This window comes from Ruegeria sp. CDSB114 (assembly GCF_059611025.1).
The window spans coordinates 1,492,259-1,504,473 of sequence record NZ_JBXWOT010000001.1 but is presented as its reverse complement, the minus strand read 5'-3'; the positions used below and the strand labels follow the sequence as shown (position 1 = coordinate 1,504,473).

Here is a 12,215-nt window from a genome sequence, read left to right as displayed (position 1 = left end):
CAATGTCCGAATACGAAGACGCAGCTGAGTAAACAGACGACAACCAGATCAGCCCCCGCACTGGCCAGGGGCTGATCCATCCCGGGCCATATGCCTTTGCCTGTGGCCCAGGCTTTTCAGCGGGGGAGACATGAAGCATTGCATCTTCGAAAATGACCAAGCCTATCTGGCTGAGCCAACCTCTGCTGCGTTCGTGCGAACCCACAACATCGATGTGATCGTGCGCGATAGTAGTGCATTTGCCTCGGCCGAGATGATCAGGGAATTTTATCATGCCCTGAGCGACCTGACCGGCGACCACTCCTACGTTGTTAATCTGCGTTTGGCTGGTGCGGGGTCCGTAGGAGGACCGCAGTACTGGACCGGAAGAGCCGCTGTTTTCTGGGGCGATTTTTCGGATTGTTGGACGTTGTCCGACGCCGAAAAAACATGGGTCTCACAAGTTCTGAACCTTTCGCCACGGACCGTTCTTGTCGGTGGTGCCGTGCTTGTGCTGGCCCAGATTAGATTGTCGGAAAAAACAGTCGCGGCCATTCACCCCAACTTCGATGCGGCAGCGCGTGAAGCAGGTTTGACCAACTGTGGTACAGGCACATATCTGGCGGCGCGCGGGCGCACGCATAGCGCGACGACACGTCTGAGTACGCTGCGTTTGTTGGCGGATTTTGTTTCGTTGGACCATGGTGAGAACATGGCTGATAACCTACGCGGGTTTATCGGCCTGTCCGAACCCAAGCGGGACTGCGAAAGCCAGCTTGCCAATCGCTTGATCCATCGTGCGGGCGGGGATCACCTGGTTATGTCAGCCGTTGAGGCAATGCTGAACCATGTCGAAGAGCCACTCAGGATCACGGATCTTTCGAACATGGTCGGCACTTCAACCCGGCAGCTTCAGAGACGGTTTCTGAACAAGACGGGGGCAAAGCTTTTGGCCACATACCGAGAATTGCGTTTGGAACGTGCGCATAGCCTGCTGCGGTTTACGGATTTGCCACAAATCGAGATTGCCACCGCCACAGGGTTTTCGTCTACAACGTCACTGAAACGTGCTTTTCGAGACCAGTACAAGACGATGCCGGAAGATATCCGCAGCCTCCGCTTTTCCGGTGGGATGGCGGATCGGGGGCTGGTGAACTGACAGCTCGTGCAGTGTGCCGATTAGGGCGCACGCATTTGAAATCTAAATCCGCTGTGGTTGGCGAATCGAAAAAAGCCTGATCAGACCGAATGCAGGGCAGACCGACATTCGGGCTCAGTATGATCCTTTAAGTCTTTGAAACGCGGATTTCTGCATCCGGATTCTGATTCTGTTCTGCAACATTCTCGTGATTGCTGCAATTCCGTCCCTTTTCTGCCGGAATCGTCACTGATAAACCCTTGGCCATCGGGCAGTGATTTGTTGAGGGGTACGGGCGGTAAAATGAATACCGGGGTAAACGGTCGTGTTGCCATTTCATGGTCGCAGACAGAGATTGATGGGCTAGAGGCGGCGCCTCTGGCATTTTTAAATGTAGGGTCGGCCTGGTCCTGGCGCGGTCAGGCATCGATGCTGGCAGGCAGCGCTGAAGTTGTCGGGCGTAAAAACGCATTTGCATCAGGTACAATCGGGCGCGTTATTCCTGCCACGACTTTTTCGGATAATGTCGTCGGAACGCTCGAGCTTATGAACGGGGCGCAACGGTTTTCAGCGTTACTGGTCGTTTCCGATGATGATGAAAGCCCGTCGCTGGTGTTTGAAAGCGGCTGTCCTTCACGCGATCAGGAATTCTGGATCAGCGCATATACTCAGATCAAGCATCAGAGTGGTGAAGTTGCAGAGCAGGACGGAACTGTCGTCGCGTTTCATCGCAAGGCCACTCAGTTCCAGTACACTGGTGTCGCGAACCTACGCGCAACTGTAAACGGTGCCACTTTAGCGGACTAAATCCCGTTAGTGGTGCCGTCTTTGAATCGAATTTCAGAAAGTTTCGGTTCCTTCCGTTCGGCATGTTGACTCTGCCAGCGCTGCGGATATAAGCGCGGCTTCATTGGTGTTGGTGGCCCCCGCAAGGGGAGGCCTGTCATGAGGGAAACCTCAAGAGGACAACGCCCTTCATAGTGGCCTATCAGGGCCTCGACCTTAAGAAGGAGATCAGCCGTGACCAAACGCACGTCTGCCAAGTACAAAATCGACCGCCGGATGGGCGAAAACATCTGGGGTCGTCCGAAATCCCCGGTCAACCGTCGTGAATACGGCCCTGGTCAGCACGGTCAGCGCCGGAAAGGCAAACTGTCTGACTTCGGTCTGCAGCTGCGCGCCAAGCAGAAGCTGAAGGGCTACTATGGCGACCTGACCGAAAAGCAGTTCCGCCGCATCTATGCCGAAGCTGTTCGTGTCAACGGCGATACCGGTGAAAACCTGATTGGTCTGCTGGAACGCCGTCTGGACGCCGTTGTCTATCGGGCCAAATTCGTCGCGACCGTGTTCGCCGCGCGTCAGTTCGTGAACCACGGCCACGTCACAGTGAACGGCAAGCGGGTCAACATCCCCAGCTACCGTGTCAAAGAAGGCGACGTCATCGAAGTACGTGACAAGTCCAAGCAACTGGCCGTTGTTCTTGAAGCTGCTGCTCTGGCCGAGCGTGATGTTCCTGATTACATCGACGCCGACCACTCGAAAATGACCGCGACTTTCGTGCGCGCACCGGGTCTGGGCGATGTGCCTTACCCTGTCATGATGGAACCGAACCTGGTTGTCGAATTCTACGCGAAGAACTAATCTTCGCCGAAATCGAAATTCGAAAGGCCGCGCGGTTGCGCGGCCTTTTTCGTTTTAGGGGACTCTGCCCCCAATCACGACCAGCCGCGATGCCCCCCGAGCAATTTTTTTGGCCAAATAAAGAGCGGATCAGATTGGCAAGGGTCGTCCTTCTGCAATTGCCTCCATCGCGAAATATGAGGTTACGCTGTCCAGCTCGACTTTTTCGATGAGGCGTTGATAGACCTTGTCGTACGAAGCCATATCCTGCGTAACAACCTTGAGCTGATAGTCGTAATCGCCGCCAATGCGGTGGAAGTCCACGACCTCTGGTATCGTCAGAACATGCCTGCGAAAGGCCTGTAACCACTCGGCCGAGTGGTGCCGCGTACGCAGCATGACGAAGACCACAAGGCTCAGCCCTAGTTTTTCACGCGCGATTTGCGCCGTCGATCCGATGATGACGCCCTGATCATTCAGGGCCTTCAGCCGACGCCAGCAGGCGTTTTGCGATAGCCCGATGCGGTCGGCCAATTCTCGTTGGGACAGCGTAGCGTCGGTTTGCAATTCACGCAGCAGGCGGTGGTCAATATGATCTAGATTTTTTGACATTCCAAATCATATGACACATGATTTATGAAAACCATCTAAAAATATGCATTATATACACAACACATATCAATCATATTTGTTGGGAAACTTCGGAGTCCATATAATGACACTTTCCCAATTTCGTTCTGACATTGAAGCTGCTGTTCGTAGCGACACGTTGCGCGATGGCTTAATCGGCGAGAATGTTATGATCCCGGGGCTGCGCGGGGACATACCTTTGGTTTACGCGGATTATGTTGCGTCGGGCCGCGCATTGAAGCAGGTCGAGGATTTTGTGGCCGCTCATGTGTTGCCGTTTTATGCCAACAGCCACACCGAGGCGTCTTATTGCGGGGCCTACATGACCCGACTGCGGCGCGAGGCCCGTGTGGAAATCTCCCGGATTGTTGGCGCCGGGGAAAATGATGCGGTGATCTTTACGGGATCGGGCGCTACAGCGGGTCTCAACCGGCTGGTCAACCTGTTGGGGATCGAGGCTGCTGCGCGACCAGTGGTTTTGATCGGCCCATATGAGCACCATTCGAACATCCTGCCGTGGCGGGAAAGCAAAGCGATGGTGATTGAAATCCCCGAAGCACCCGAAGGGGGTGTCGATCTGTCGGCTTTAGAGCGTGCCTTGGTTGAAAACGCGGACTCGGATCTGATTATCGGGTCATTTTCGGCCGCTTCGAATGTGACGGGCATAATCACTGATCCCGACCCGGTTACGCGGCTGCTCAAGGCTAATGGCGCTGTAGCGGTTTGGGATTATGCGGGCGGTGGGCCTTATCTGCCAATGAGAATGGGCCCTGCGGATGCGCGCAAGGATGCGATCGTGGTCTCTCCTCATAAATTTGCCGGTGGACCCGGCGCGTCTGGTGTATTGATCGTCAATCAAAACGTTGTGCAGCGCACATGCCCCAGCTGGCCCGGTGGTGGCACTGTGAGTTTCGTGTCCCCTTGGGGGCATGACTACAGCGCCGATCTTGCAACGCGCGAAGAGGCGGGAACGCCGAATGTCATAGGCGATATCCGTGCCGCGTTGGCTTTCATGGTCAAAGATGCGGTTGGCGCAGACGAAATCGCAAGGCGCGAGGCGCTTTATAACCAGATGGCATTGGAAGGGTGGGGAGATAACCCAGGTCTGACCTTGTTGGGCGCGCACAATCCACATCGGTTGCCGATTTTTTCCTTTCTTGTTCATGACAGTAAAGGTCAGCCGGTGCACCAGCAGTTATTCACCCGGATGCTGAGTGATGTTTATGGCATTCAAGCGCGGGGCGGGTGTGCTTGTGCCGGGCCCTATGCGCATCGGTTGCTGGGTATTGATCGTGCAGCCTCGGAGCAGTTGCATGCGGCGCTTGGTGCTGGTGAAGAGTTGAAAAAACCCGGTTGGGTGCGTCTGAACTTTTCATATCTGATGTCCCAAGAGACTGTCCGCTTCATCATCGACAGCGTCAATGACCTGTCCCGGCGGACCGAAGAATTTACCCCCTTTTACGACGCCGACCCGGCGACAGCCCGCTTCAAGGCGGCTTAAGGGAATTGCCGCTTTTCTCAACGCTTTGAGACGGGTATGAGGGGCTTCTAAATACGGAGCCTCTTATGACCCAGATCACCCCTCAACCCGGCATTATGGACATCGCGCTTTATCAGGGCGGCCAGTCGAAGGTGGCGGGGGTCGACCATGTGATCAAGTTGAGCTCGAACGAAAACCCCTTTGGCCCTAGCCCCAAAGCGATCGAAGCAGTGCGTGACAGTGCGGCCACCCTGAACCGGTATCCCAGTACAGATCACGCCAGTCTGCGTATGGCTATTGGCGAACGCCACGGGCTGGACCCGGCGCGAATTATCTGCGGCGTGGGCAGTGACGAGGTGCTGCAATTCGTGGCACAGGCCTATGCCGGTCCGGGGGATGAGGTTATCTATACCGAACACGGGTTTTCGATGTATCCGATCATTGCGCGGATGGCGGGTGCCACGCCGGTGATGGTGTTCGAAACCGATCGTCGCGTCGATGTGGACAAGATACGTGCCGCTGTAACCGACCAGACCCGGATCGTGTTCGTGACCAACCCGGGCAATCCGACATCGACCATGATCCCCGAGGCTGATCTGATCCGACTGGCCGAGAGCTTGCCACAGACCTGTCTGATGGTGATTGATGGCGCCTATGCCGAGTTTGTCGAAGGGTTCGACGGAGGCCGCGCTCTGGTGGATCGGTTCGAGAATGTGATCATGACGCGGACCTTTTCCAAGATCTATGGGCTGGGCGGGATGCGGGTCGGTTGGGGCTTTGCGGCGCAAGAGATCATTGATGTGCTGAACCGGGTGCGCCAGCCCTTCAACCTGTCGCTGACTGCGTTGGCCGCTGCCGAAGCCGCCATAAAGGACGAAGAGTACCTGACCTTTTGCCACAGCGAAAATGCACGCCTGCGAGTTTGGCTTTCGGCCCAGTTGTCCAAAATCGGCGTATCTTCGGATGCGTCCAACACCAATTTCATCCTCGCCCGCTTTAGGGATCAGGCCGAGGCCGAAGCGTGCGACGATTACCTCAAGACACAGGGTTTGATCGTGCGCCGCGTCGCGGGATATAACCTGCCAAATGCTCTTCGGATCACGGTTGGGGACGAGGAGGCTTGTCGCCGTGTCGTAGCGGCCATAACCGCTTTCAAAGGGGGCGCCGCATGAGCCAGGTATATGACCGCGTTGCGCTGATCGGGTTGGGCCTGATCGCATCGTCGATGTTCTGGGCGATTAAACGTGCTGGATTGGCCGCCGAAGTAACCGGCTATGCCCGGTCCGAAGCCACGCGCGACACCGCGCGCAAGATTGGCCTATGCGACCGGATCTGTGACACCGCGCAAGAGGCCGTTGAGGGTGCAGACCTTGTGGTTCTGTGCGTGCCTGTTGGCGCGATGGGCGCGGTAGCGCAGGAGATTGCGCCTGCCCTGAAGCCGGGCGCGACCGTTTCGGACGTGGGTTCGGTAAAGCGACACGTCATTCAAGATGTCTCACCTCACATCCCGCAGGATGTTCATTTCATTCCCGCGCATCCGCTGGCCGGGACCGAGCATTCCGGCCCTGAATCCGGATTTGCCGAGCTGTTCGACAATCGTTGGTGCCTTTTGGTGCCGGTTGAGGGTTCGAACCCGGAGGCCGTTGCGCGACTACGCTCATTGTGGACGGGTTTGGGTTCGAATGTTGATGAGATGGATGCCGATCACCATGATCTGGTTCTTGCAGTGACATCCCATGCGCCACACCTTATCGCCTATACGATGGTCGGCGTAGCGGATGATCTGCGCCGTGTGACCGATAGCGAGGTCATCAAATACTCGGCCGCGGGCTTTCGGGATTTCACCCGGATCGCGGCCTCGGACCCGACTATGTGGCGCGATGTGTTTCTGACCAACAAGGATGCGACGCTAGAGATATTGGGGCGTTTCACTGAAGAACTGTTTGCGCTGCAGCGGGCCATTCGTATAGGTGACGGCGATCAGCTGTTCGATTATTTCACGCGCACACGTGCGATCCGGCGCGGGATCATTGATGCCGGGCAGGATACGGACGCCCCGGATTTCGGTCGCGGGAAAACCAACCCATGAGGCGCGGCTGGAGCGTTCTGTCGATTGGGTGGTTGGTACTTGGTGCCACAATGGGGAATTCAACGCCATCTGAACACCTGTTGACCCCCGATGACCAACCGGTTCTGGCCTTTGCCGCTCCGGTCGGGATGCAGCCAGAGTTGCAGCCGAATACGCTGGTACAGCAGGTGCTGTTCAAAAAGCGTAAGCTGCGCAAAACATCGGTCTGCGGGAATATCGAAATTCAGGGCAAGCCGGTGGGTAATGTTCCCGGCAAGATCAAAGCCTGCGGGATCAAGGAAGCGGTACAGATCACCTCAGTTTCTGGTGTGGCGCTTAGCCGTCCGTCCACCATGGATTGCGGCACAGCAATTGCGCTGAACCAATGGGTCGAGAAAAGCGTGAAGCCCACCTTCAAAAGGCGCGGTCCCGTTGTCGAACTGCAGGTCGCGGCCCACTACGCATGCCGGACGCGCAACAACCGCAAGGGTGCGCGGATATCGGAACACGGTAAAGGCCGGGCCATAGACATATCAGGTTTCAAGATGGCGAATGGCGAGGTTGTGACCGTTCTGAACGGTTGGCGCAAGAACCCGTCAAAGAAGCAACTGACCAAGATCTGGCGCGCCGCCTGCGGGCCGTTCGGAACGGTACTTGGCCCGAATGCGGACCGGTATCACCGGGATCATTTTCACTTGGACACAGCCCGGTATCGCCGTGGCCCGTACTGCCGTTAACGCAGGATCAACCGCGGGGCCGGACCAAGGGGTAGCGGGCCAAGCGCCACATAGCCCTCACGGAAGTTCAACTGCAGATCCAGCGCGTCGGGATTGCCCCCCAAGCCAGCCATGAATTTCAGGGCACGTGTAACAGGGTCTACCGCCTGATCGGGTAGGGCCCCTGCGGCGTTGGCCATGGCAACCATCTCACGCCAATTTTCAGCCTTGATCGAAATCTCGCCTGTTGGGATGCCCTGATCGTCCACATCCAGCTCTCCGGCTGCAAACAAGCGTAGTGCACCCCATTTCATCTCGGCCAGACGCAGGGCGATCCGGGTGGGCTGAGGCCGGCTTTGCTCCAACGCGGATCGGTCCCAGGGTTTGTCAAAGGTGGCGACCATGTCCAATTCCAGCGCATCGAATGTCTGGGGCAGTGTGGTGGCGGAATGCATCATGGCGCGCAGATCATCGCCGGGGGAAAAGCCGTCGATCCGTGCGCTGATCGCATAGGCTTGAGGATTTTCGGTTTGCTCCATCACCAGACCAAGCGTGGTTCCCGCTGCTAGCAAATCAGCATCATTGGCAACGGACCATGGTCCGGCAGTCAGAGACATTTTCTCTAGCATCAGCGCGACACCAGGTTGCAACTGCAGCTCGGCCTGCAGGTCAGCTGCAACGATGGTCGACGTTTGATCGAAATAGGACAGCAGCTGCGGCGTTTCCGCGAAACGCAGAACTTGCCGACCCGGCCAGATCGCGGGGCTTTGGAATTCGATCCAGTCGGCGCTCCAGGCGGTGCCGTTGACCGGGTCGGCCAGTGCGGGGCTGTTCAGTCGGGTGACGTGGTTGAACGGATAGCCTGCTGTGGCTACGTCCGAAAAATCGGCCAGCCAGCCTCTTTCTTTTTGGTTGTCGAACCATGTTGTGATCGCGTTGCGCAATCCATATCCGGCGACGAACCAATAGGCGCTCCAGATCGCAGTGATGAAAATGACTACTCGTATTAGCCCGCGCATTGCTAATGGCCCTTTTTCCCGCCTTGAAATTGATGTTTATAGGCGCAAACGGGCAAGGACCAGTGCTATGACGATGTGGGTTTTCGGATATGGGTCGCTGCTGTGGAATCCCGGCTTTCCCGTGTCCCGCAGCGAACGCGCAACCCTGAATGGATATGCGCGGTCTTTCTGCATGAGTTCGATTCATCACCGCGGAACCGAAGAGAAACCCGGCCTTGTTCTGGCGTTGGATGAACAGCAAGACACCCTGTGCAAAGGTCTGGCCCTCGCCGTCGAAGCAGGCCACGAAGAGCGTACCTTGCATGAACTGCGCGAGCGCGAGCTGATCTCGTCGGCCTATGTCGAAAAGATGCTGGATGTGCATTTGGAAACGGACGAGGTCGTAACGGCAGTCACCTATGTTATCGACGCAGATCACGTGCAGTATTGCGGGGGCATGCCGTTGGAAGACCAGGCGCAGATCATAGCCCATGCTGTCGGCGGGCGCGGTCCAAATTCCGAATACCTTTATAACACAGCTGAACATCTGACCGAGATTGGTCTGCGTGATCCCGATCTTGAGTGGTTAGCGCAACGGGTGCGAAGCATTACCTCATAAACCCTTGGCGTCACCGGCAGATTTTCGGTAGATTCGCGTCAGAGCAGAAAAGAACCGGGAAAAACGCGCATGGCGCAGGCACAACAGGGCGCGAGACCGCATTTCTCGCAACCCATTCGTCAGATCGTAACGATGCTTGTGGCGATCGGCCTGGCTGGTATGGGCATCTTCATGGCGCTGCCTTACGTTTTGCCGGTTTTCTATGCAAACCCGTATCTGAACGGTTTTATCCTTCTGGTATTTTTCGTCGGCGTAATTGCCTGTTTTTATCAGGTGACACAGTTGATCGGTTCGGTGCGCTGGATCGAGTCCTTCGTTGGTGGCGTTGTTCATGAGGACGCGCGCACGCCTCAGCTTTTGGCACCGCTGGCGTCGCTGCTGCGGGACCGGGGTGCGCGGTCGCAGATCAGTTCCAGTTCGACCCGGTCTATTTTGGATTCGGTGGCCGAACGGGTCGAGGAAGAGCGTGAGATCACGCGTTATATCACCAATGTTCTGATCTATCTTGGGCTTTTGGGAACGTTTTTTGGCTTGGCGACGACGGTCCCCGCTATTGTCGACACGATCCGCAGTCTCAATCCGCAGGATGGCGAAGAAGGGCTGGCGGTGTTCAACCGCCTGATGGTTGGCCTTGAAACGCAACTGCAAGGAATGGGCGTGGCCTTTGGGTCTTCGTTGCTGGGTCTTGCCGGATCGCTGATTGTGGGGTTGCTGGAACTGTTCGCGGGCCACGGGCAGAACCGGTTTTATCGAGAGCTCGAAGAATGGTTGTCCTCGATCACCCGTGTCGGCTTTGCAGCAGGCGATGACGGCAGCAGCACCGAACTGGCGGTTCTGACACCGGTTCTGGATGCAATGTCCGAACAGATGAACGCCCTGCAGGACCTGTTTTCTGCGCAGGAAACCGACCGGGCAGAGTTGTCGGTCAAGTTGGGGAACCTAGTCGGCGCAATCGGAGATATGAACCAGCGTCAGTCTGAGACCGAGAATGTCACCGCTGCGCTGGAACGTGTCGCACTGGGGCAGGACGCTCTGCTGGATCATCTGCGGGAACAGGGGACCAGCGAAGGAATAGACGCAGAAAGCCGCATGCGCCTGCGCTCGATGGATGTTCAGTTGCTGCGTATACTCGAAGAAATTTCTGCAGGCCGCCAAGAAAGCATGAGCGAGCTGCGCAAGGACATCGAACTGTTGGTCAAAGCTCTTACATTGCCCCGAGGCGCCGTTCGAACCGCTCCGGAAGGAGAGTAATCCATGGCTCTGTCCCGTCGCACAGGTCAGCGGTTTCAGGGGTCGGTCTGGCCGGGTTTCGTGGATGCGATGACCGGGCTGTTGATGGTGCTGACCTTTGTGTTGACCATCTTCATGGTGGTGCAATTCGTGCTGCGCGAGACGATTTCGGGGCAAGAGGATGAACTGACCGCCCTGTCCGGCGAAGTGGCGGCCCTTGCCGGTGCTCTTGGGTTGGAAGAAAGGGAAAACAGCCGCCTTCAGGCCCGATTAGGGGCGCTGAATGCGACCCTGACGCAGGCCGAGGAAGATCTGGCGCAGGCGCAAACCAGGATCACGTCATTCGAAGCACAGGTCGCATCTCTGTTGGCCGATCAGGAGCGGTCGCTGGGGGTTATCGCCTCACTGGAATCTGAGCGTTCGGAATTGCTGAATGAACAAGAGGCCCTGAACCTGGCCCTTGCCCAAAGCCGTGCCGAGGTCGATGCCCAGGCCGAGGCCGCCCGGCTTGATGCTGCCCGCCGCGAAGCGCTTGAAGCGTTGGTGGCGGATTTGGAACAAAATGAGGTCGCGCAGGCCGCATTGGTCACCGAGCTTGAAGGCCAGCTTGACGCCGAAGAGGCCGCGCGCCTGGCCGAAGCTGCGGCTGCCGAAAACCTGCGCAATCGTCTGCAGGATGCGGATGCGGAACTGACCGCAATGACGCTGGCGCTGGAAGCGCAACGCAAGCAAGCCGAAGAAACCCTGACTCTGCTGGCCGCTGCGCAAGCCGCCAAGGCCGAGCTTGAGCGCCAATTTGGTGAGCTTGATAGCCAAGAGTTGCAGGCCCAGTTGCAAGCCGCATTGGCCGCCCAGACCGAGGCCCTCTCAGCGGAACAGATACAGCGCACATTGGCCGAAGAACGCGCAGCCTTGCTGGCCGTTGCGCGTGAGGCAATCTCTGCCGAGAAAGCCGTTTCAGCCAAGGCGCAGCGTCAGACTGCCTTGCTGAACCAGCAGATGGCAGCCCTGCGCGAGCAGCTGGGTGGATTGCAGGCCCTGCTGGACGATTACGAAGACCGCAACGCCGCCGCAGATATTCGTATTCAAACATTGGGTCAGGATCTGAACGCCGCACTCGCCCGCGCCGCCTCGGAAGAGCGTCGTCGTCGTCTGTTGGAAGAGGCCGAGCGCGCCCGGCTTGAGGCCGAGGCCGAGGCTCTTTCGGGTCAGAACCAAGAACTTACGGCGCAGGCCGAGGATCTTCAGCGATATCGCTCGGAATTCTTCGGTCGGTTGCGCGATGTGCTGGGTAATCAGGAAGGCGTTCGGATCGAGGGCGATCGGTTTGTGTTCTCGTCCGAAGTACTGTTCGATACAGGATCAGCAGTGCTGTCGTCCAAGGGTCAGCTTGAGATCGCCAAGGTGGCCAATATACTGCGCAGTGTCGCGGCTGAAATTCCCGAAGGCCTGAACTGGGTTATTCGCGTGGACGGCCATACCGACAATGTCCCGCTGGCCGGAACTGGCCGCTATCGGGACAACTGGGAGCTTAGCCAGGGACGCGCCTTGTCGGTTGTCCGTTATATGGTCGATGCGCTGGGTATTCCACCGCAGCGTCTGGCGGCCAATGGCTTTGGTGAATTCCAACCCTTCAACCCCGCAAACACCCCAGAAGCGCGCGCTCAGAATCGCCGGATCGAATTGAAGCTGACCGAGCGCTGATTGCAGCAAGGAAGGCCCATTGTCAGAGTTGGG

12 protein-coding genes are annotated in these 12,215 nt (G+C 57.4%); 10 read left to right on the top strand and 2 right to left on the bottom strand.

The genetic code is table 11. From position 1 onward, the window contains the following. Window positions 1-130 precede the first annotated feature (130 nt). The 3 genes from AC2FIP_RS07480 (at window position 131) to rpsD (ending at window position 2,758) form a co-directional block, all read left to right on the top strand. Entirely contained in the window at window positions 131-1,138 is a 1,008-nt protein-coding gene (locus AC2FIP_RS07480) for a helix-turn-helix domain-containing protein (protein ID WP_496694686.1), read from the top strand. 282 nt (window positions 1,139-1,420) lie between these two features. Beyond that, window positions 1,421-1,924: a hypothetical protein gene (locus AC2FIP_RS07475; protein WP_496785772.1), complete on the top strand. Its 504-nt coding sequence runs from the start codon at window positions 1,421-1,423 to the stop codon at window positions 1,922-1,924. 213 nt (window positions 1,925-2,137) lie between these two features. Continuing rightward, entirely contained in the window at window positions 2,138-2,758 is a 621-nt protein-coding gene (gene rpsD / locus AC2FIP_RS07470; protein WP_058279997.1) for a 30S ribosomal protein S4, read from the top strand. Between the two features lie 129 nt (window positions 2,759-2,887). Here rpsD and AC2FIP_RS07465 read toward each other — a convergent pair whose 3' ends face one another. Further along, entirely contained in the window at window positions 2,888-3,349 is a 462-nt protein-coding gene (locus AC2FIP_RS07465; protein WP_142636466.1) for an Lrp/AsnC family transcriptional regulator, read from the bottom strand. A 103-nt stretch (window positions 3,350-3,452) separates the two neighbouring features. On the opposite strand from AC2FIP_RS07465, the gene AC2FIP_RS07460 reads away from it, so the two are divergent. The 4 genes from AC2FIP_RS07460 (at window position 3,453) to AC2FIP_RS07445 (ending at window position 7,652) form a co-directional block, all read left to right on the top strand. After that, window positions 3,453-4,868 (top strand): aminotransferase class V-fold PLP-dependent enzyme, encoded by a 1,416-nt coding sequence (locus AC2FIP_RS07460; RefSeq protein ID WP_496785770.1) that lies wholly within the window; start codon window positions 3,453-3,455, stop codon window positions 4,866-4,868. Between the two features lie 65 nt (window positions 4,869-4,933). Continuing rightward, window positions 4,934-6,019 (top strand): histidinol-phosphate transaminase, encoded by a 1,086-nt coding sequence (gene hisC / locus AC2FIP_RS07455; RefSeq protein WP_496785768.1) that lies wholly within the window; start codon window positions 4,934-4,936, stop codon window positions 6,017-6,019. After that, on the top strand, window positions 6,016-6,936 hold the full coding sequence (locus tag AC2FIP_RS07450) for a prephenate/arogenate dehydrogenase family protein (protein ID WP_496785766.1): 921 nt from the start codon (window positions 6,016-6,018) through the stop codon (window positions 6,934-6,936). Before hisC ends, AC2FIP_RS07450 begins: the two co-directional genes overlap by 4 nt. Then, the gene (locus AC2FIP_RS07445; protein ID WP_496785764.1) at window positions 6,933-7,652 is read left to right on the top strand and encodes an extensin-like domain-containing protein; all 720 of its coding nucleotides are present in this window, start codon (window positions 6,933-6,935) and stop codon (window positions 7,650-7,652) included. Before AC2FIP_RS07450 ends, AC2FIP_RS07445 begins: the two co-directional genes overlap by 4 nt. Here the strand turns inward: AC2FIP_RS07445 and AC2FIP_RS07440 are convergent. Next, window positions 7,649-8,650, bottom strand: a complete 1,002-nt coding sequence (locus AC2FIP_RS07440; RefSeq protein ID WP_496785760.1) for a DUF2125 domain-containing protein — start codon at window positions 8,648-8,650, stop codon at window positions 7,649-7,651. The two genes, AC2FIP_RS07445 and AC2FIP_RS07440, sit on opposite strands and share 4 nt — an antisense overlap. A gap of 67 nt (window positions 8,651-8,717) precedes the next feature. Between AC2FIP_RS07440 and AC2FIP_RS07435 the strand changes: the two genes are divergently transcribed. From AC2FIP_RS07435 to AC2FIP_RS07425, 3 genes are all read left to right on the top strand, one after another. Then, complete coding sequence (locus AC2FIP_RS07435; RefSeq protein ID WP_496785758.1) at window positions 8,718-9,248, top strand: gamma-glutamylcyclotransferase; 531 nt, start codon at window positions 8,718-8,720, stop codon at window positions 9,246-9,248. Between the two features lie 69 nt (window positions 9,249-9,317). Beyond that, window positions 9,318-10,499 (top strand): biopolymer transporter ExbB, encoded by a 1,182-nt coding sequence (locus tag AC2FIP_RS07430; protein ID WP_496785756.1) that lies wholly within the window; start codon window positions 9,318-9,320, stop codon window positions 10,497-10,499. Between the two features lie 3 nt (window positions 10,500-10,502). After that, window positions 10,503-12,182 carry a peptidoglycan -binding protein gene (locus tag AC2FIP_RS07425; protein WP_496785754.1) on the top strand — a complete coding sequence of 560 codons (1,680 nt, stop codon included), beginning with the start codon at window positions 10,503-10,505 and terminating at the stop codon, window positions 12,180-12,182. Window positions 12,183-12,215 lie beyond the last annotated feature (33 nt).